The organism is Streptomyces hundungensis (genome assembly GCF_003627815.1).
Taxonomy (GTDB): domain Bacteria; phylum Actinomycetota; class Actinomycetes; order Streptomycetales; family Streptomycetaceae; genus Streptomyces; species Streptomyces hundungensis_A.
In genome coordinates this window covers 4,059,924-4,078,069 of the sequence record NZ_CP032698.1, presented here as the reverse complement: position 1 = coordinate 4,078,069, position 18,146 = coordinate 4,059,924, and the positions used below count along the sequence as shown (strand labels likewise).

The following is an 18,146-nucleotide window of genomic DNA, read 5'->3' as shown; positions in this document are numbered from 1 at the left end:
TCGTCTGCGGACCGTGCGTGGCTGGTCGCGCAGTTCCCCGCGCCCCTAACTACTTGGTGCTGGCCAGCACCTCAGCCTGTCCGGCGATTGAGGACGAGCGCCGTTCAGGCGCGATTGGGGGTGCAGGGGGCGGAGCCCCCGCGGGGGTCTGGGGCGTAGCCCCAGGGGCCGAACCCTTCAACCCCCGTCACGGGCGGGTGGGCGGGCAAACCCGCGGGGTCTGGGGCGGAGCCCCAGGCAGGGGCCGAACCTTTCAACCTGCTGCACGGGCGGGTGGGTGGGCAGACGCCCGGGGTCTGGGGCGGAGCCCCAGGGGGCGAACCTTTCCACCCGTTGTACGGGTGGGTGGGTGGGCGAACCCGCTGGGGGCTGGGGCGGAGCCCCAGGGGCCGAACCATTCAACCCGCTGCACGGGCGGGTGGGTGGGCAAGGGGGCTAGGGGGTGGGCGGGGGAGGGGAGGGGGCGCCTGGCAGGGTGAGCGTGGCCAGCGTGCCACCCCCGGCCGCAGCGGCCAGAACGACCTCACCCCCCGCCCCCCGAACCGTACGGGCCACGATGGAAAGCCCCAGCCCCGACCCGGGCAACGCCCGAGCCGACGGCGACCGCCAGAACCGCTCGAAGACGTGCGGCAGATCCTCCGCGGGAATCCCCGGCCCGTGGTCGCGTACGGAAAGCACCCCCCGGTCCAGGGTGACCGTGACCGCCCCGTGCGGCGGGCTGAACTTCACCGCGTTGTCCAGCACGTTCACCACCGCCCGCTGCAACGCCGCCGGCTCGGCCCGTACGTACCAGGGCGCCAGCTCCGCCGTGATCGTCAGCTCGGGCCCCCGCAGCCGCGCCCGGTCGAGGGCGACCCGGGTGATGTCGTGCAGCCCGACCACCTCCAGGGGGCCTTCGCGGACCGCGTCGGGGCGGGAGAGTTCCTGCAAGTCCCCGATGAGGGAGGCGAGTTCGGTCATCTGGGCCTTGACGGAGGCCATCAGCGCCTTGCGGTCGGCGGGCGGAATGGCCCGCCCGGTCTCCTCGCTCCGCGCGAGCAGCTCGATGTTGGTGCGCAGCGAGGTGAGCGGCGTACGCAACTCGTGCCCCGCGTCCGCGATGAGCTGTGCCTGCCGGTCACGGGAGGAGGCGAGCGCGGCGGTCATCGCGTTGAACGAGCGGGAGAGCCGCGCGATCTCGTCCTCGCCCTCGACGGGGATGCGCACGGTGAGGTCCTCGGTGCGGGCCACGTGCTCGACGGCCCCGGTCAGCTTGTCCACGGGCCGAAGACCGGTCCGCGCTACCCACAGCCCCGCCGCGCCGGCCGCGATGACGCCGATGCCCGCCAGACCCGCCAGGAGCAGGGCGAGCCGGTTGAGCGCGGAGTCGATCTCGGTGAGCGGGCGGGACAGCGAGACGGTGGCCCAGCGTCCGGCGAACTCCTGGCGCTGGGTGTGCACCCGTACGTCCATCCCGCCGTCGGTGGTGCCGCTGTGCAGGGTCTCGGCCTTGACGTTGCGGGCCACCGCGACGTCCTGGGACGTGACGCGGACCGGCGGCGAGTCCGGGGCCACACAGCGGGTGCCGTCCGGCAGCACCACCTGGATGTAGGCGAACGGCCGCTGCCCCGGCGGCAGGCTGCCGTCCGAGAGGCAGGACTGGAGTGCGGCCTGCACCAGGCTGGTGGGGGCGCTGGTGTTGCGCAGCGTCGTGTCGAGCTCGTCGCGCAGCTGGGCCCGGGTCAGCAGCCAGCAGGTGACCGCGACCGCGGCCACCGCGACCGCGACCGCCGTCGCCACCAGCATGGCGAGCCGGGAGCGCAGCGGCATCGCACGGTAGCGCCGGACCAGAGGGTTCACTCGGCGCCGCCCGGCCGCAGGGCGTACCCCACGCCCCGCACGGTGTGCACCACCCGCGGTTCGCCCCCCGCCTCCGTCTTGCGGCGCAGGTACATGACGTACACGTCGAGGGAGTTGGAGGAGGGCTCGAAGTCGAAGCCCCACACGGCCTTGAGGATCTGCTCGCGGGTCAGGACCTGACGGGGGTGGGCGAGGAACATCTCCAGGAGGGTGAACTCGGTACGGGTCAGCTCCACCACCCGGTCGCCGCGGGTGACCTCACGGGTGGACAGGTCCATCCGCAGGTCCCCGAAGGTCAGCACGTTCCCCGCGTCCTGACCGGCCGCGCCGGCGTCGACCACGTACGAGCTGCGGCGCAGCAACGCCCGGATGCGGGCGAAGAGTTCGTCCAGTTCGAACGGCTTGACCAGGTAGTCGTCGGCGCCCGCGTCGAGTCCGGTGACGCGGTCGCCGACCGTGTCGCGCGCGGTCAGCATCAGGATGGGCGTGGTGGAGCCGCCCGCGCGCAGCCGGCGGGCCGCGGTGAGCCCGTCCATCCTCGGCATCTGGATGTCCAGGACGATCAGTTCGGGCCGGTACGCCTCCGCCTTAGTGAGGGCGTCGAGGCCGTCGACGGCGACCTCGGTGCCGTATCCCTCGAAGGCGAGACTGCGTTGCAGCGCCTCGCGGACGGCGGGTTCGTCGTCGACGATCAGGATGCGCTGCGGGTCGTCCTCGGCGGGGCTCATGAGCGGGTTCCTTCTTCTGTCTCTCTGCCGGCTCGGAGCATCAGCCTCGCACGGGGACGGTGTGGCGCGCGGTTCGTGTCACCGCCCCGCGCCGCCGGGTGTCAGTAGCTGCCGCTGAAGGGGCCGCCGGAGCTGTCGCCGCCCTGATTGGTGGAGCCGCCGGTGTCGCCGCCGCTGCCGCCGCCGCGCAGACTGGCCAGGTCGGACTTGACGGTGTTGATCGGGATGGCGAAGCCGAGCCCGACACTGCCCGCCGACGAACCGCTCTGGCTGCTCGAACTCGGCGAGTACATCGCGGAGTTGATGCCGATGATGTTGCCGTTCATGTCGATGAGGGCGCCCCCGGAGTTGCCCGGGTTCAGCGAGGCGTCGGTCTGGAGCGCCTTGTACGTGGTCTTGGAGGAGCCGGTGTCGCCGTTGAACTGCTGCCCGCCGAACTCGAACGGCCAGCCGCCCTGCCCGCGTCCCTGTCCTTGGCCCTGCCCCTGGTTGCCCTGCTCCTTGGCGACGGTGACGTCGCGGTCGAGGGCGGAGACGATGCCGCTGGTGACGGTGCCGGTGAGACCCTCGGGGGAGCCGATCGCCACGACCTGGTCGCCGACCGCGATCTTCGACGAGTCGCCGAGTGAGGCGGGCTTGAGGCCGCTCGCCCCGTTCAGCTTGATCAGCGCGAGGTCCTTGTCGGGGTCGGTGCCGACGACCTTGGCGGTGTAGCTCTTGCCGTCGCTGAGCTTCACCTTGACGGAGGTCGCGCCCGAGATGACGTGGTTGTTGGTGATGATCTCGCCGCCCGCCGTGATGATCACGCCGGCGCCGGTCGACTCGCCCGAGCCGGACGTCGCGTTGATCTCGACGATGCTCGGCATCACGGCCTTGGCGACGCCGGAGACGGTGCCGTTGGTGCTGTTGGAGGCGTTGGTGCCGCTGACTCCGGAGCTGACGGACGCACGGTCGTTGCCGACGTAGTGCTCGACGAGGCTCGCGGTGCCACCGCCCATGGCCGCCGCGACGATGGCGACGGCGGCGATCAGGCCGACGGAGCGCTTGGCCCGGCGGGGCCGGGGGGCGCCGGGCTCGCCCGCGGTGGCGGGCATCGCGGTGGCCGGCTGGTACGGGGGTGGCGGCGGATAGGCGGCCGCGTAGGCCTCGGCCTCTCGCCGGGCGTCGTCCTTGGCTCGCTGCCAGGACTCGTCAGAGTGGGTCGGCTGCTGCTCGGGGTACTCGCCGCTGTGGCGGGGGCTCTCGGTCATGCCTATGACCTTCGCCACGGATGATGAGAGCAGTCTGAGGACCGGGTAAGAAGCCCGGCAGAACCGCGTTTGCCCGAAATAAAGACGCCTCGCGGCGTCCGGTGAGCGGCTCGTGCGGCTGGCTAGCCGCAGCCGCAGGACCGGCGTACGACGAGCCGCGAGGGGAACTGCTTGAGACGTTCGCGGCGCGAGCCCGCGACCCGCAGCGCGTCGTCCAGGACCAGGTCCACCGCGGCCCGCGCCATCGCGGGCCGGTCGGAGGCGATCGTGGTCAGCGGGGGGTCGGTCAGCGCCGCTTCCTTGACGTCGTCGAAGCCCGCCACGGCCAGCTCGCCCGGCACGTCGATGCGCAGCTCGCGGGCGGCCCGCAGCACGCCGATCGCCTGGTCGTCGGTGGCGCAGAAGATCGCCGGCGGCCGCTGGGGCCCGGCGAGGATCTCCAGGGCCACCTGGTAGGCGTCGTAACGGTTGTACGGGGCCTGGAAGAGGCGGCCCTCCAGGGAGCGGCCGGACTCCAGCATCGCCCGGCGCCAGCCCTCGACGTGGTCGGCCACCGGGTCGCCGACGGCCGGGGTCGACTCGATCCCGCCGAGACAGGCGACGTACTCATGACCGTGTTCGAGCAGGTGGCGGGTGGCGAGCTGGGCGCCGCCGATGTCGTCGGTCACCACCGCCACGTCGTCGATGGCCTCGGGCCGCTCGTGCAACAGCACCACACGGGCGTCCCAGGCGTCGATCTCGGCCGCGGCCCGCTCGCTGGGCCCCTGGCTGACCAGGATCAGACCGGCGACCCGCATCCCGAGGAAGGCCCGCAGATAGTGGACCTCGCGGTCGTCGACGTAGTCGGAGTTGCCGACCAGGACCATTTTTCCGCGCTCGGAGGCGGCCTGTTCGACGGCGTGCGCCATCTCCGCGAAGAACGGCTGGCGCGCGTCCGGGACGATCATTCCTATGAGGTCGGTGCGCCGCGACGCCATCGCCTGGGCGACCCGGTCGGGCCGGTACCCCAGCTCCTTGATCGCGGCGAGGACACGCTCGCGCGTGGCCGGGGCGACCGGCCGGGGTCCGTTGTTGATGACGTAACTGACGACGGCGGTCGAAGTACCCGCAAGTCGTGCCACGTCGTCCCGCGTCACCTTGGCCACGCGCGGCAGTCTACGCGGGGTGACCCCCCGCTGGGCAGGCCGTATCGCAGGTCGTACCCCATGCGTGATCTACCGCCGCGTCACCCGAACGGGGGCCGCGTCACCGGTTGGAGGACCGGGCCGCCGCTTCCTTGGCCTCGGCGGTGGCCGCGTCCACGACCGCCTTCGCCTTGGCACCCTCGGTCGAACGCTCGGGCTTCTCGGGCGTCACGAAGCGGTAGCCGACGTTGCGGACGGTGCCGATCAGCGACTCGTGCTCGGGACCGAGCTTGGCCCGCAGCCGCCGTACGTGGACGTCGACCGTGCGGGTGCCGCCGAAGTAGTCGTAACCCCAGACCTCCTGGAGGAGCTGGGCACGCGTGAACACCCGGCCCGGGTGCTGAGCGAGGTACTTCAGCAGCTCGAACTCCTTGAAGGTCAGGTCCAGGACCCGCCCCTTCAGCTTCGCGCTGTACGTCGCCTCGTCGACCGAGAGGTCGCCGTTGCGGATCTCCATCGGGGAGTCGTCCGACGTGGCCTGCGCGCGCCCGGTCGCGAGCCGCAGCCGGGCCTCGACCTCGGCGGGACCCGCGGTGTCGAGCAGGACGTCGTCGATGCCCCAGTCGGCGGTGACGGCGGCGAGACCGCCCTCGGTCACCACCAGGATCAGCGGACAGCCGGGGCCCGTCGAGCGGAGCAGTTGGCACAGCGAGCGCACATGCGGCAGATCGCGGCGGCCGTCGATCAGGATGACGTCGGCGCCAGGGGTGTCGACGAGGGCCGGCCCCTCGGCGGGCGCCACCCGCACACTGTGCAGAAGCAGGCCGAGGGCGGGGAGCACCTCCGCCGACGGCTGGAGGGCGTTGGTCAGGAGCAACAAGGAGCTCATCGCGCTCCTCCTACCCCGGTTGTCCGCTTCGTATCGTGCACGGTTCGCTTGCCCATAACGTCGTTTCCTCCTCGGTCCCTGCGGAGGGGGGTCCCCTCCGCTCTTTCGGAGCCGGGGGGCGTTGCGGCACTGCTTCGTACTTGTCCTGCTGGTCCTGCTGGTCCTGCCGGTCTGCTGGTCCTGCCGGTTCTGCTGGTCCTGCTCGTCCTGCCGGTCGCAGGCCGTTTGTGAGCCTTTGTTCACCCGGCTGTTACAACGACCGGGAAACACAAAAGGACCCGGGGGCTACGTTGCCCGGATCCTCTGCCAAGGAGAATAGCCCACATGAATGGCGAGGCAGAGGGCCGATTTCACAGTCCAGCTGTTTCCTCGATCACTCCCGGCCCGCTGCGCGCCACCCTGCGTACGTCCGACGGTGTCCGGATCGAGGCGGTTTACGCACCCTGGGTGAAGGGCCCCTGCGACACCGCGATCGTGGTCGCCCACGGCTTCACCGGCTCGGCCGACCGGCCCGCCGTACGAAGGGCCGCGGGCGTCTTCGCCCAGTACGCGGCCGTGATCACCTTCTCCTTCCGCGGGCACGGGAGGTCCGGCGGCCGCTCGACGGTCGGCGACCGCGAGGTGCTCGACCTCGCGGCGGCCGTCGAGTGGGCGAGATCACTCGGGTACGCCCGCGTGGTGACCGTCGGCTTCTCGATGGGGGGCTCCGTGGTGCTGCGGCACGCGGCGACCCACCGGGGGAGCGCCGCGGGGCGCACGGAAGCAGTGGCGGCGGTCAGCGCGCCCGCGCGCTGGTACTACCGGGGGACGGCCCCCATGCGCCGGGTGCACTGGCTGATCACCCGGCGGTCCGGCCGGCTTGTGGGCCGGCTCGGCTTCGCCACCCGGATCCACTCCGAGGACTGGGACCCGGTGCCGCTCTCGCCCGTCGAGGCGGTCCCGCTGATCGCGCCGACCCCGCTGCTGATCGTGCACGGCGACCGCGACCCGTACTTCCCGGTGGACCACCCCCACCTGCTGGCGGCGGCCGGACCTGCGCAGTTGTGGCTGGAGGAGGGCATGGGGCACGCCGAGAACGCGGCCGGCGACGAGCTCCTGGAGCGGATCGCCACCTGGCTGATCGCCGCGCGGCCCGCCGGGTAGCCCATCATGGAGGGCGACGAAAGGAGCCTGACCATGGCAGCGGGAACCATCCGCTTCTGGGCCGCGGCCAAGTCCGCCGCCGGTGTCGCCGACGAGCCGTACACGGCGGAAACGCTGGCCGAAGCCCTCGACGCGGTGCGCGAACGGCACCCCGGAGAGCTCACGCGCGTCCTGCGCCGGTGCTCCTTCCTGGTCGACGGTGACCCCGTCGGCAAGCGGAAGCATGAGACCGTACGCCTTGCCGAGGGCGGCACGGTCGAGGTGCTCCCGCCGTTCGCAGGAGGGTGACCCCCACGTCATGAGCGAGCAGTACCCGTATCAACAGCAGCCCCAGTACGACCAGTACGGCCGCCCCGTGCAGCCGCAGACGCCGTACGGGGAGCCCGTGCCGCACCCGCATCCGCAAGCGCAACCGCCGTTCCCGTACGAGGCGTACCAGGGCCAGCAGGGCCTGGCGGACCACCACCAGGTCCAGCCGGACCAGCACCAGAGTCAGCCGGACCAGCACCAGGGCCAGCAGGACCACCAGCAGTACACGCAGACCTGGGAAGGGCAGACCTGGGACACCCAGTACCAGCCCACCGTCCCGCCGGTCCCGCAGCCGGCCGAGCCCGCGCCGCGCCGGGGCCGCCATGCCCAGCCCGCGCAGCCCTGGCAGGACGACGCGTCGGCGAGCTCGGCGCAGCCCTGGCAGGGAGGAGGCGGCGCGACGGGTGCGGCCGCACAGCCCTGGCAGGAAGGCGGCTCGGCGAGCGCCGGGTATCTGCCGCCGCAGAACGGTGGGGGAACGACGTCCGTGCCGCTGCCGCCCGAGATGCCGATGGCGTCCGGGCCGGCCCCCGAGCCGGTGTACGAGCCCGCCGCGACCCCGACGCCGGCCCCGACCGGTGCCGCCGGTGGGCCTGCCTACGGCTCGCCCACCACGGTCGGCAACGCGCGGGTCACCGACGCCCAGCGGGCCCGCGCGGAGGGCCGTTCGCCGATCATCGCGCCCGGTATGCAGCCGGCCGCGCTGACCGCCGCGCTCGGCCTGCTCCTCGCGGTGGCGGCCCCGATCGGCCCGTACGCCCTCGCGGTGCCGCTCGTCGCCCTCCAGGCCGTGACGGCGGCCGGATGGTTCCGCCTGAACGGGATGTGGCCGGCCCGCCAGGGCATCGCGCTCGCCTTCGCGGGGGGACTCGTCGCCGACGTCGCCCTGCTCGCGCTCGGCCGTGAAAACGCGCCCGGCGCGATCCTGGGCACCCTCGGGGTCTGGGTGCTGCTCACCCTCGTCCTCCAGCTCCGCTCGCACGCGGACCCCGACGAGCGGATGTACGGGCTGATGGCGACGGTCGCCTCGGCGGCGCTCGCGATCCTGGCCGGCGGATACCTCGCGGCGCCGCCGCACGCGGTGTCGGTCGGCGCGGCCGCGGTGGCCGTCGCGGCCCTCGCCCGGGCGCTGCCGCTGCCCTCGGTGGCCCGCGTGGCGGTCGCGCTGCTCGCGGCCGCAGGGGCGGGCGTCGCGGTGGGCGGCCTGACCGGGATCGGCGCGTCCGGCGCGCTGCTGGGTCTCGCGGCCGGCGCCTGCGCGCTGATCGGGCTGCGGGTCGCCTCGTACGACTACCCCTCCCGTTTCGTCCATCTGACGGCGGGCGTGGCGCTGCCGCTCACCGCGGCCGTCCCTGTGCTGTATCTCATCGGGCGCGCCGTGGTGTAGGGAACCGGGGTTAGGCTCGCGATCGTCATCCGGGGTGGATCACGAACAGGATCACGAACACGCGCATCGATCAGCCCCGGGACGGTCAAGGGGTCGAGGGCCGACTGGCGGCCGACTGGTGGGGGACACGTAGGCAATGCGAGCACTGCGAATACTTCTGATCATCGCGATCGTTCTCGGCGGCATCTTCGTCGCCGTGGACCGCGTCGCGGTGAACATCGCCGAGTCGAAGACGGCCGACAAGATCAAGAGCAGTCAGCGGCTGGCTTCGACCCCTGACGTCGACATCAAGGGCTTTCCCTTCCTGACCCAGGTGGTCGGCAAGGAACTCGACGAGGTCGACGTCTCGCTCTCCGGGGTCACCGCGACGGCCGGGGGCCACTCGGTCAACGTCACCGAGGTGACGGCCGAGCTGCACGCCGTGAAGATCGACGGCTCCTTCTCCTCGGCGGTGGCCGGGCGGGCGCAGGGCGCGGCGCGGATCTCGTACGCGGACCTGTCCAAGGCCGCGCCCAAGGGGGCGACGGTGGGTTACGCCGGCCCCGAGCGGGCGGCGAAGGGCCAGGTCAAGGTGACCGGCCCCCTCGCGGACCTCCTGGAGGGCCAGGGCGTGGTGCTGCCGGCGGCCATCAAGGCGCTGCTTCAGGGGCGGACGGTTTCGGCCTACAGCACGGTGAGCCTGAACGGTTCGGGGGCGGTGCAGTTGCGGGCCGAGTCCTTGCCGGCGCTGCCCGTGCCGGGGTTCGACCAGCGGTTGCGCAAGGCGGTCGACTACGACCTGAAGATCGACGGGATGCCGTCGAGCATCAAGCTCAACAAGGTGACGGCGTCGGAGGAGGGGTTGCGGTTCTCGGGGGAGGGCACGGAAGTCCGCCTGGCGGGCTGATCTTTCCCCCACCCCGCCCCTTCCCGAAACCCTCCGGGGGAGCCGTCCCGGCGCCGCGCCGAGGGTGGCAGACCGCGCAGTTCCCCGCGCCCCCAACCCCCCGGTCGTGTGCGGACCGTGCTCGCGTCTTGCGCAGTTCCCCGCGCCCCCAAAACCCTCGGTCGTGTGCGGACCGTGCGTGGCTGGGCGCGCAGTTCCCCGCGCCCCTTAAATGCTCGGTGCTGGCCCGCATCGGCCACCTCAGCCCGTCCGGCGATTGAGGACAAGCGCCGTTCAGGCGCGAACGGGGTCTGGGGCGGAGCCCCAGGGGCTGAACCCTTCAATGCCCGTCACGGGCGGGTGGGTGGGAAAACGCGTTGGGGTCTGGGGCGGAGCCCCCCCGCAACCGGATGGTGAGACGTTCTGGTCCGTAGGGCAGGAGCCCACCCCCGCCACCCGCCCGGGGAAGGGCTTTCGGGGCCCCGGGCGACGGCCACGTATCAGTATGCGGATGATCGAGTCTCAACATGCGACACACCGGTGACACGCCCCGGTATGCGTCCCTACGATCGGACGCATGAAGCGACAGGCGGACCTCACGAAGCGGCGGGCAGTAGACCTGTGCCGCGTCGCCGCCATGCTCTGTCGCCCCTTCTGAGCGGGACGCTCAACTCCCGCATTCCCCGGGCCCGTTGGCCGCGAACGACCGTATTCGAAGGTCGACCGGACCACAGGGCCACCCGTGCCACCCCGTGCCGCCGCAGGCGAACCGCACCCACACCGCACCCCGCGCCGCCGCGTCCCCGCACACCCGCACCGCCCCCCCGCAGACTGCCCCGGAGGAGAAGAACATGAGCCGCAGTGACGTCCTGGTAGACGCCGACTGGGTCGAGGCCCACATCGACGACCCGAAGGTCGCCATCGTCGAGGTCGACGAGGACACCTCGGCCTACGAGAAGAACCACATCAAGAACGCGATCCGGATCGACTGGACGAAGGACCTCCAGGACCCGGTCCGCCGTGACTTCGTCGACCAGGAGGGCTTCGAGAAGCTCCTCTCCGCGAAGGGCATCGCGAACGACACCACCGTCGTCCTGTACGGCGGCAACAACAACTGGTTCGCCAGCTACGCCTTCTGGTACTTCAAGCTCTACGGCCACCAGGACGTGAAGCTCCTCGACGGCGGCCGCAAGAAGTGGGAGCTCGACTCCCGCGACCTCGTGGACGGCGACCAGATCCCCAGCCGCCCGGCCACCCAGTACAAGGCCAAGCCGCAGGACGCCTCGATCCGCGCCTTCCGCGACGACGTCGTGAACGCGATCGGCAACCAGAACCTCGTCGACGTGCGCTCGCCCGACGAGTTCTCCGGCAAGCTGCTCGCCCCGGCCCACCTCCCGCAGGAGCAGTCGCAGCGCCCGGGCCACGTCCCGTCCGCCCGCAACATCCCGTGGTCGAAGAACGCCAACGACGACGGCACGTTCAAGTCGGACGACGAGCTCAAGGCCCTCTACGAGGCCGAGCAGGTCGACCTCGCGAAGGACACCATCGCGTACTGCCGCATCGGTGAGCGCTCGGCCCTGACGTGGTTCGTGCTGCACGAGCTGCTCGGCCAGGAGAACGTCAAGAACTACGACGGCTCGTGGACCGAGTACGGCTCCCTCGTCGGCGTGCCGATCGAGCTCGGCGCCAACAAGTAACTCCGCACAGCCCCGCTCGACCCCCCAGACCGTAGACCGTAAGGAAGAACCCATGTGTGGAGCGAAGGCCGGCGGCCCCGACGCCTCGACGATCAAGCCCGGTGAGACCACGATCCAGGGCCAGGTGACCCGCGACGGCGAGCCCGTCACCGGTTACGTGCGCCTGCTCGACTCGACCGGCGAGTTCACCGCCGAGGTCCCGACCTCGGCCACCGGACAGTTCCGCTTCTACGCGGCCGAGGGCACGTGGACCGTGCGCGCCCTGGTGCCGGGCGGCAGCGCGGACCGTACGGTCGTCGCCCAGACCGGAGGCCTCGCCGAGGTCGCCATCGCCGTCTGACCGACGGCACGGATCGCAGGACCGGCCGGAGGGCCGCACCCCGGGGGTTGGACGCCTTGGAATGGGGTGCGGTCCTTCGCGCCGTATCGGGCCCGGCGTTCCGGTCGTACGCTGGAGTCATGTTGGCCCGGCGCCGGCGAGGCTATTTCTGGATGATGGGCGGCTGCATCCTGCTCTTCGTGTCCGCCTGGGGTTTCGTGCGCCTGTGGTCGATTCCGGTGGCGGTCGGGATGTGCGTCGTCGCCATGGTGATCCCGCCGGTCGCCGCGATGGTCGCCAATCGGCGCGGCCCCGACGACCGCTGGTGGGACGACCCCTCGGGCGACCCCAAGTCGGACGAGTGGTGGGACGAACTGGACGGCAAGCGGCGCCGCCCCTGACCCCGTCCGCCGGGCCCGCGTGACCGCTCAGTACACGAGCGCCTGGACGTCGTCCGCCATGATCTCCTGCACGAAGACCTGCGCCCCCGCGATCCGTACGCCCTCCAGGACGTCCTGCTCCGTGATCTCCCGCCGGGTCGCGCACTGCGTGCACAGCGTGATCCGGCCGCCCGCCTGAACCGACGCGATCAGGTCCGGCAGCGGCGCGGCGTGCGGGAGGGAGAATTCCGCGGCGCGGCCCGGCAGGGCGAACCAGGACGACTCGCCGGTCAGCCAGAGCGAGACCTCCACCCCGCTGGCCACGGCCACCGCCGCGACGGTGAAGGCCTGCGAACACCGCTCGGGCGCGTCGGCGCCGGCGGTCACCTTGATCACGAGCTTCTGCTTGGGCATATGCCGAACTGTAATCCGCCGCGCCACAACCTCCCCCCGTCCCTGTGAGTCTGTTGTGTGCCGCGGGTGGAAGGCAGGCAGCCCTGCCGCCCCGCGCCCCAGTTCGCCAAGTCCTGTGGGGGGACCCATGAGTTCGACGCAAGACCCGTCCGGCATGCCCGGACCCGACCCCGAAACGCCGCCCGATCCCGTAACGCGGCCCGATCCCGAGACGCGGCCCGATCCCGAGACGCCGCCCGACCCCGAAACGCCGCCCGCGCCGGATGCGTCCGGCGCCGAGGCCCCGGACGGGCTGCCCGCGCGTCCGCGCCGCCGCCGGGGCCGCACCACCCTGATCATCGCGGGTGCCGCCGTGCTGGGGGTGCTGGCGGGCACCGTCACCGGGTACGCCGTGCAGTACCAGCGGCAGCCCACGCCCTCGGCGCCCCTCGCGCAGCGGGACCTGGCCGACTCGAAGACCGCGCCGGCCGGCACCGGGACGACGGCCCGCACCGTCTCGGCCAACCGCTGGGACGAGAAGACGGACGGCGATCTGCGCCGTCTCCTCCTGCCGAAGCCGGACGGCGCGAAGACCGAGGAGCAGCCCGGCTGGCGGGACCTGCTGATCACCGCCGCGGACTACGAGCACCCCGACGCGGCGTTCGCGCACCTCCTCGGCAACGGCTTCCGGCGCAGCGCGATGACGTCCTGGTCCCAGGACGGCCGGGTGTACGTCAGCGTCATGCTGACCCAGTTCGGCGACGCCACCGCCGTCAACTCCAAGGAGTTCGCCCGCAAACAGCAGGACCTCATGGCACAGGACGAGCACGCCGGCAACTTCGGCAAGACGATCCCGGGCAGCGTCGACGGACGCACCTATGTGTACGACAAGCCGCACACCAAACCCGGCTACGAGCCCGTCTACGAGGGCCGCGCCCTCGCCTGGCGCGACGGCACCTTCATGGAGTTGCTCTACGAGAACAACTCCGGTCCCGTCTCGGAATCCGCCCTACAGGCGCTGGCCAAGCAGCAGTTGGAGCGATTGTGAACGACCACGACGAGCCCACGACCGGCCGGCCGCCGACCGTGGAGCCCGCTCCCGTAGAACCCGGGTCCGTCGAGCCCGCCCCCCGTCGGCGCCGCCGTCTCGTCCCGCTCGTGGCGGGTGCCGTCGCGCTGCTGCTCGTGGCCGGAGGCACCGTCTGGGCGCTGGCCGAGCTGAGCGACGCGGACCGCACTGCCCCGACCGTGCTCCAGGCGTCGCCGGGCGCAGCGGCGACGCCCCCGCCCCGCGCCGCGGCCCCCGTCCGCACCGGGCTCGGCGGCAGACTGCTTCCGCTGCCCCCGGGCTATGAACTCGGCCCCGACATAGGCGAGTTCGGCAATGACTCGACGTTCGGCGCCCAGCAGGCCATCGCCATGCTGAAGGACGGCGGGCGCCATCTCCCGGCCGATGAGCGGGAGAAGAACGACAAGGCCATCGACGGTCTGAAGGTCCAGGGTGTCGCCCTGCGCAGCTATGCCAAGGACGGCGTCGTCACCGAGATGCGGCTGTCCCAAATGGAGAACACGAAGGCGATCAGGGAGTTGAACTCCTTCCAGGGCGAGTTCGCGCACGCCCTCAAGGCGCTCCGCGCGGGCCCGAAGGTCACGGGCCACGCCAACGCCGTGTGCTTCCTGCTGCCCAAGGACGACGAGCTGAGGCTCGACGCGATGTTCTGCAACGCCTTCGAGGGCAACGTCATGGTCGGTACGTACACCTACGGGCCGGCTCCGCTGGACACCGAGGTCGCGGCCCAGCTGCTGGGCAAGCAGCTCGACCTCATCAAGTCCCCCGGGGAGTCCGTGTGAACGACCTCAATGACGTGAACGAGAAGCCCGAGCCGGCCGAGCTCAACGGTGAGCCCGCCGACAAGGCCGTCCAGAGTCCGGTCCCGCTCCAGCCGTCCGCGCCCCCGCTCCCCGAAGCGCCCCCGCCGGTCGCCCCCAAGGACCGCCGGGTGCTGCGGGCCGTGCTGCGCTGGACCGCCGCCGTGGTCGTCTTCGGGGTGCTCGGCAGCGGGGTCGCGTACGGGATCACCGAGCGCGAGCGCACCGACGTACCGGGGCTCTCCACCCGGAGTGACGGCCGCTGGGACTACCCCGAGCTGGTGAAGCCCGCGCTCCCGGCCGGGGCCGCGCTGCCGTTCGCCGCCGACAACCCCGGGATGATCCACTACGCCGGTCTGGAGCAGCTCCTGCTGCCCGCCCCGGCGGGATCCGTGCCCGACGCCACGCTCAAGGGGGACCGGAGCCGGATCTCCGCCGACCGCTTCCTTGAGGAGTTCGGCGGTGACGACCACGTCGCCTCCATGCGTCAGGACCTCGCCCAGAGCGGGCCGGTCCAGATCGCGGCGCGGGGCTGGACCATGCCGGACGGCACCGCCACCCGGATCTATCTGGTGCGCTTCCACAGCGCCGGCTACCAGAACGCGTTCAGCACGCTGCACTTCTCCAACACGGGCATGGCTCCGCGGCGCCTGAAGGAAGTCGAGGGTGAGTCCGCCCTCGACGAGGACTACAACCTCGGCAACGGCATCCCGCACGTACGCCACGACGTGTACGCCGAGTCCGCGCCGATCGGCCCCGTCCAGGTGTGGCACGCCTACCTCACGGCCGGGGACGTCGTCGCCCTGGTCGTCCAGTCGAGGAAGGGCTCGGCCGCCGCGGTCCCCTTCCACCAGACCACCGTGTTGCAGGAACAGCTCTTGGGCTAGGAGCCGTGCGGCCGCTCGACGGCGGGTCCGGGGGCCGGGCCCGCCACCTCGCCGGCCCCGGAGCGCGACTCACCGCTGAACGACACCGGCACCCTGCGCGGCGACCTCCTCGCCTGGGCCGAAGCCGGCGTTTCGACAGACTGCTCGGCGACACCGGTGGTCCCCGCCCGGATGCGGCAGCCCAACGGCGTGCCACCGGCGGCGTACCTCACAGAGAGGGCCGGCCCCCCACCCATTAGGCTGGGGGCCGGCCCTGACCGCCCCTACACCCGCTCATGCGAGGAGCCCCCCGTGCTTGAGGCTGTTTTCTCCACCCTCCTTGTCCTGGTCTGCGTCGGCGTCCTCGCCTTCGCCGGGCTGACCGTCAAGAAGCTGTACCAGGGTCAGCGCTAACCACCCCGACGCTCACCTCGACCGCAACGAAGAGATCGCAGCCTCATGATCGAGATTCCGTCCGACCTCCACCCCGACCTGGTTCCCCTGGTCTTCCTCCTCGGCACGTGGGAGGGCGCCGGCGTCACCGACTTCCCCGGCGCCGAGAAGGCGAACTTCGGGCAGTCCGTGACCTTCTCCCACGACGGCCGTGACTTCCTGGAGTACGTCTCGCACTCCTGGATCCTGGACGCCGAGGGCAACAAGGTGAAGCCGCTGGAGTCCGAGTCGGGCTTCTGGCGCATCGACAAGGACCGCAAGGTCGAGGTCGTCATGGTCCGCGACCAGGGCATCGTGGAGATCTGGTACGGCGAGCTCGCCCACCAGAAGCCGCAGATCGACCTGGTCACCGACGCCGTCGCCCGCACCGCCGCCTCCGGCCCGTACACCGGCGGCAAGCGTCTGTACGGCTACGTCAAGAGCGACCTGATGTGGGTCGGCGAGAAGGCGACCCCCGAGGTCGAGCTGCGCCCCTACATGTCGGCGCACCTGAAGAAGGTCGTCACGCCCGAGGAGGTCGCCGACATGGCGCGGGGCCTCGGTGACCTTCCCGACGACGGCATCGCCTTCTTCAAGTAGGCCGACTCCCTCCCCGTTCGCGTCGAGCGGGCCGCCTTCTCCCCGGGCGGCCGCCGCGATGGCTCCTACACTGGGGGCGTGGTGACCACCGACTGGCAGAGCGACCTCCGCAGGCGCGGATACCGCCTGACGCCCCAGCGACAGCTCGTCCTCGAGGCCGTGGACGTACTGGAGCACGCGACGCCCGACGACATCCTCACCCAGGTGCGGAAGACGGCGGGCGGCGTGAACATCTCCACCGTGTACCGGACCCTGGAGCTCCTGGAGGAGCTGGGTCTGGTCTCGCACGCCCATCTGGGCCACGGCGCCCCGACGTACCACCTGGCCGACCGCCACCACCACATCCACCTGGTGTGCCGGGACTGCACCGAGGTGATCGAGGCCGACGTCTCCGTGGCCGCCGACTTCACCGCGAAGCTCAGGGACACCTTCGGCTTCGAGACGGACATGAAGCACTTCGCCATCTTCGGGCGGTGCAAGGACTGCGCCAAGAAGGCCGCGGCCGCCGAGTCGTAGGCTTGCGTACATGAAGAGCCCCCTGCTGTCCCTGCCCGGCGCCGTCCCCGCCGAAGGGCGCGACGAAGGAGTCGCGGCGCACTACGGCGACCTGTTCCGCGAGCAGCGCGCGCTGGCCGGCGGCACCGGCCTCGTGGACCTCTCGCACCGCGGGGTCGTCACCGTCACCGGCGACGACCGGCTGAGCTGGCTGCACCTGCTGCTCACCCAGCACGTGAGCGAACTGCCCGCCGGACAGGCGACCGAGGCGCTCGTCCTGTCCGCCCACGGACATGTCGAGCACGCCCTGTACCTCGTCGACGACGGCACCACGGTGTGGATCCACGTCGAGCCCGACACCCAGGCCGAGTTGATCGCGTACCTGGAGTCGATGAAGTTCTTCTACCGGGTCGAAGTGGCCGACCGCACAGGGGAGTTCGCGGTCGTCCACCTGCCGGCCGGCTCCATCGCCGAGGTGCCGGACGGGGTGGCGGTGCGCGAGACGGCGTACGGCCGCGACCTGTTCCTGCCCCGCGCCGACCTGGAGAAGTACGCCGCCGAGGCCGGCCCCCTCGTGGGGATCCTGGCCTACGAGGCGCTGCGGGTGGAGGCCCACCGGCCCCGGCTCGGCTTCGAGACCGACCACCGGACGATCCCGCACGAGGTCGGCTGGATCGGCTCGGCCGTCCACCTCCAGAAGGGCTGCTACCGGGGCCAGGAGACGGTCGCCCGCGTCCACAACCTGGGGAAGCCCCCGCGCCGCCTGGTCTTTCTGCACCTGGACGGCAGCGAGGTGCTGCTGCCCGGCTCGGGCACGCCGGTACGGCTCGCGGCCGACGGCGCCGAGGGCCGTCAGCTCGGCTTCATCACCACCTCGGCCCGCCATCACGAGCTGGGCCCGATCGCGCTGGCCCTGGTCAAGCGGAACGTGCCGGTCGACGCGGAGCTGCTCGCCGGGAACACGGCGGCGGCCCAGGAGGTCGTGGTCGAGCCGTAGGGCCGGATCGAGCTCGTGGTCCGGCCCTGGGCCGGGCCCGGCGCCGAGCCGTGCGGCTCGGACATCCGGCCCGGCGCCGGGCCGTGCGGCTCAGACGTCGACGACGATCGTGAACGGGCCGTGGTTGGTGAGCGACACCCGCATGTCCGCGCCGAACCGGCCCGTCTCCACCTGGGCGCCCAGCGCCCGGAGTTGGGCCACCACCTCGTCGACCAGGGGCTCCGCCACCTCGCCGGGGCGGCCGCGTTCCAGGTGGGGCGGCGGCCCTTGCGGGCGTCCCCGTAGAGGGTGAACTGCGAAATCACCAGCAAGGGCGCATTCACGTCCGAGCAGGACTTCTCGCCCTCAAGGATGCGAACCGACCACAGCTTGCGGGCGAGCTGCGCCGCCTTGTCCGGAGTGTCCTCATGGGTGACGCCGACCAGGACGCACAGACCCTCGCCCGTGATCTCGCCGACCGTCTCGCCCGCCACGACGACCCTCGCGCCGTCCACTCTCTGCACCACCGCTCGCATGCGCCCCAACCTATGCCACGGGCGCGTCCGAATTCCGAGCGGCTGAACG

At 71.8% G+C, this 18,146-nt stretch carries 20 protein-coding genes and 1 pseudogene; 14 read left to right on the top strand and 7 right to left on the bottom strand.

What is annotated here, in order from left to right; all coding sequences use genetic code 11:
* Positions 1 to 435 precede the first annotated feature (435 nt).
* The 5 genes from DWB77_RS18195 to DWB77_RS18175 all read right to left on the bottom strand — a co-directional run bounded on the left by DWB77_RS18195 (position 436) and on the right by DWB77_RS18175 (position 5,830).
* Positions 436 to 1,839, bottom strand: coding sequence for a sensor histidine kinase (locus DWB77_RS18195; RefSeq protein WP_428985129.1), 1,404 nt, complete (start codon positions 1,837 to 1,839; stop codon positions 436 to 438).
* A complete protein-coding gene (locus tag DWB77_RS18190) occupies positions 1,836 to 2,567 on the bottom strand; it encodes a response regulator transcription factor (RefSeq protein WP_120722257.1) in 732 nt (243 codons plus the stop codon). The genes DWB77_RS18195 and DWB77_RS18190 overlap by 4 nt, the downstream gene beginning before the upstream one ends.
* Before the next feature lie 101 nt (positions 2,568 to 2,668).
* Positions 2,669 to 3,817 (bottom strand): S1C family serine protease, encoded by a 1,149-nt coding sequence (locus tag DWB77_RS18185; RefSeq protein WP_120722256.1) that lies wholly within the window; start codon positions 3,815 to 3,817, stop codon positions 2,669 to 2,671.
* Between the two features lie 122 nt (positions 3,818 to 3,939).
* Positions 3,940 to 4,962 carry a LacI family DNA-binding transcriptional regulator gene (locus DWB77_RS18180; RefSeq protein WP_120722255.1) on the bottom strand — a complete coding sequence of 341 codons (1,023 nt, stop codon included), beginning with the start codon at positions 4,960 to 4,962 and terminating at the stop codon, positions 3,940 to 3,942.
* 100 nt (positions 4,963 to 5,062) lie between these two features.
* Positions 5,063 to 5,830 (bottom strand): response regulator transcription factor, encoded by a 768-nt coding sequence (locus tag DWB77_RS18175; RefSeq protein ID WP_120722254.1) that lies wholly within the window; start codon positions 5,828 to 5,830, stop codon positions 5,063 to 5,065.
* A 324-nt stretch (positions 5,831 to 6,154) separates the two neighbouring features.
* Here DWB77_RS18175 and DWB77_RS18170 point away from each other — a divergent pair, with 324 nt between their 5' ends.
* From DWB77_RS18170 to DWB77_RS18140, 8 genes are all read left to right on the top strand, one after another.
* On the top strand, positions 6,155 to 6,973 hold the full coding sequence (locus tag DWB77_RS18170; RefSeq protein WP_120722253.1) for an alpha/beta hydrolase: 819 nt from the start codon (positions 6,155 to 6,157) through the stop codon (positions 6,971 to 6,973).
* A 33-nt stretch (positions 6,974 to 7,006) separates the two neighbouring features.
* Positions 7,007 to 7,261, top strand: coding sequence for a MoaD/ThiS family protein (locus DWB77_RS18165; protein ID WP_120722252.1), 255 nt, complete (start codon positions 7,007 to 7,009; stop codon positions 7,259 to 7,261).
* Positions 7,262 to 7,271: 10 nt separating this feature from the next.
* Positions 7,272 to 8,669: a hypothetical protein gene (locus DWB77_RS18160; protein WP_120722251.1), complete on the top strand. Its 1,398-nt coding sequence runs from the start codon at positions 7,272 to 7,274 to the stop codon at positions 8,667 to 8,669.
* A 136-nt stretch (positions 8,670 to 8,805) separates the two neighbouring features.
* A complete protein-coding gene (locus tag DWB77_RS18155) occupies positions 8,806 to 9,555 on the top strand; it encodes an LmeA family phospholipid-binding protein (protein WP_174248570.1) in 750 nt (249 codons plus the stop codon).
* A 556-nt stretch (positions 9,556 to 10,111) separates the two neighbouring features.
* Positions 10,112 to 10,192: an Ms5788A family Cys-rich leader peptide gene (locus tag DWB77_RS39625; RefSeq protein ID WP_350751515.1), complete on the top strand. Its 81-nt coding sequence runs from the start codon at positions 10,112 to 10,114 to the stop codon at positions 10,190 to 10,192.
* Between the two features lie 193 nt (positions 10,193 to 10,385).
* A complete protein-coding gene (locus DWB77_RS18150) occupies positions 10,386 to 11,231 on the top strand; it encodes a sulfurtransferase (protein WP_120727938.1) in 846 nt (281 codons plus the stop codon).
* Positions 11,232 to 11,283: 52 nt separating this feature from the next.
* The gene (locus DWB77_RS18145; protein WP_030362227.1) at positions 11,284 to 11,571 is read left to right on the top strand and encodes a DUF1416 domain-containing protein; all 288 of its coding nucleotides are present in this window, start codon (positions 11,284 to 11,286) and stop codon (positions 11,569 to 11,571) included.
* Between the two features lie 119 nt (positions 11,572 to 11,690).
* Entirely contained in the window at positions 11,691 to 11,951 is a 261-nt protein-coding gene (locus DWB77_RS18140) for a DUF3099 domain-containing protein (RefSeq protein ID WP_120722250.1), read from the top strand.
* Between the two features lie 27 nt (positions 11,952 to 11,978).
* Here DWB77_RS18140 and DWB77_RS18135 read toward each other — a convergent pair whose 3' ends face one another.
* On the bottom strand, positions 11,979 to 12,344 hold the full coding sequence (locus DWB77_RS18135; protein WP_120722249.1) for a DsrE family protein: 366 nt from the start codon (positions 12,342 to 12,344) through the stop codon (positions 11,979 to 11,981).
* Between the two features lie 127 nt (positions 12,345 to 12,471).
* On the opposite strand from DWB77_RS18135, the gene DWB77_RS18130 reads away from it, so the two are divergent.
* The 6 genes from DWB77_RS18130 to DWB77_RS18095 all read left to right on the top strand — a co-directional run bounded on the left by DWB77_RS18130 (position 12,472) and on the right by DWB77_RS18095 (position 17,582).
* Positions 12,472 to 13,371, top strand: a complete 900-nt coding sequence (locus tag DWB77_RS18130; RefSeq protein WP_162952549.1) for a hypothetical protein — start codon at positions 12,472 to 12,474, stop codon at positions 13,369 to 13,371.
* A complete protein-coding gene (locus DWB77_RS18125; RefSeq protein ID WP_246033563.1) occupies positions 13,368 to 14,174 on the top strand; it encodes a hypothetical protein in 807 nt (268 codons plus the stop codon). The genes DWB77_RS18130 and DWB77_RS18125 overlap by 4 nt, the downstream gene beginning before the upstream one ends.
* The gene (locus DWB77_RS18120) at positions 14,171 to 15,079 is read left to right on the top strand and encodes a hypothetical protein (RefSeq protein WP_246033562.1); all 909 of its coding nucleotides are present in this window, start codon (positions 14,171 to 14,173) and stop codon (positions 15,077 to 15,079) included. The genes DWB77_RS18125 and DWB77_RS18120 overlap by 4 nt, the downstream gene beginning before the upstream one ends.
* Positions 15,080 to 15,517: 438 nt before the next feature.
* Positions 15,518 to 16,090, top strand: coding sequence for an FABP family protein (locus DWB77_RS18105; RefSeq protein WP_120722247.1), 573 nt, complete (start codon positions 15,518 to 15,520; stop codon positions 16,088 to 16,090).
* Between the two features lie 78 nt (positions 16,091 to 16,168).
* Positions 16,169 to 16,606 (top strand): Fur family transcriptional regulator, encoded by a 438-nt coding sequence (locus tag DWB77_RS18100; protein ID WP_120722246.1) that lies wholly within the window; start codon positions 16,169 to 16,171, stop codon positions 16,604 to 16,606.
* Between the two features lie 10 nt (positions 16,607 to 16,616).
* Positions 16,617 to 17,582, top strand: a complete 966-nt coding sequence (locus DWB77_RS18095) for a YgfZ/GcvT domain-containing protein (RefSeq protein ID WP_120722245.1) — start codon at positions 16,617 to 16,619, stop codon at positions 17,580 to 17,582.
* Between the two features lie 90 nt (positions 17,583 to 17,672).
* On the opposite strand, the pseudogene dtd reads toward DWB77_RS18095, so the two are convergent.
* Positions 17,673 to 18,097: pseudogene (gene dtd / locus DWB77_RS18090) on the bottom strand (D-aminoacyl-tRNA deacylase).
* Positions 18,098 to 18,146 lie beyond the last annotated feature (49 nt).

What these genes read in the sequence shown, in the direction of transcription:
- DWB77_RS18145 (WP_030362227.1), top strand. Translation starts at nt 11,284, where the DNA reads ATGTGTGGAGCGAAGGCCGGCGGCCCCGACGCCTCGACGATCAAGCCC.
- DWB77_RS18160 (WP_120722251.1), top strand. Translation starts at nt 7,272, where the DNA reads ATGAGCGAGCAGTACCCGTATCAACAGCAGCCCCAGTACGACCAGTAC.
- DWB77_RS18185 (WP_120722256.1), bottom strand. Translation starts at nt 3,817, where the DNA reads ATGACCGAGAGCCCCCGCCACAGCGGCGAGTACCCCGAGCAGCAGCCG.
- DWB77_RS18190 (WP_120722257.1), bottom strand. Translation starts at nt 2,567, where the DNA reads ATGAGCCCCGCCGAGGACGACCCGCAGCGCATCCTGATCGTCGACGAC.
- DWB77_RS18150 (WP_120727938.1), top strand. Translation starts at nt 10,386, where the DNA reads ATGAGCCGCAGTGACGTCCTGGTAGACGCCGACTGGGTCGAGGCCCAC.
- DWB77_RS18140 (WP_120722250.1), top strand. Translation starts at nt 11,691, where the DNA reads ATGTTGGCCCGGCGCCGGCGAGGCTATTTCTGGATGATGGGCGGCTGC.
- DWB77_RS18170 (WP_120722253.1), top strand. Translation starts at nt 6,155, where the DNA reads ATGAATGGCGAGGCAGAGGGCCGATTTCACAGTCCAGCTGTTTCCTCG.
- DWB77_RS18165 (WP_120722252.1), top strand. Translation starts at nt 7,007, where the DNA reads ATGGCAGCGGGAACCATCCGCTTCTGGGCCGCGGCCAAGTCCGCCGCC.
- DWB77_RS18135 (WP_120722249.1), bottom strand. Translation starts at nt 12,344, where the DNA reads ATGCCCAAGCAGAAGCTCGTGATCAAGGTGACCGCCGGCGCCGACGCG.
- DWB77_RS18095 (WP_120722245.1), top strand. Translation starts at nt 16,617, where the DNA reads ATGAAGAGCCCCCTGCTGTCCCTGCCCGGCGCCGTCCCCGCCGAAGGG.
- DWB77_RS18155 (WP_174248570.1), top strand. Translation starts at nt 8,806, where the DNA reads ATGCGAGCACTGCGAATACTTCTGATCATCGCGATCGTTCTCGGCGGC.
- DWB77_RS18130 (WP_162952549.1), top strand. Translation starts at nt 12,472, where the DNA reads ATGAGTTCGACGCAAGACCCGTCCGGCATGCCCGGACCCGACCCCGAA.
- DWB77_RS18105 (WP_120722247.1), top strand. Translation starts at nt 15,518, where the DNA reads ATGATCGAGATTCCGTCCGACCTCCACCCCGACCTGGTTCCCCTGGTC.
- DWB77_RS18175 (WP_120722254.1), bottom strand. Translation starts at nt 5,830, where the DNA reads ATGAGCTCCTTGTTGCTCCTGACCAACGCCCTCCAGCCGTCGGCGGAG.
- DWB77_RS39625 (WP_350751515.1), top strand. Translation starts at nt 10,112, where the DNA reads ATGAAGCGACAGGCGGACCTCACGAAGCGGCGGGCAGTAGACCTGTGC.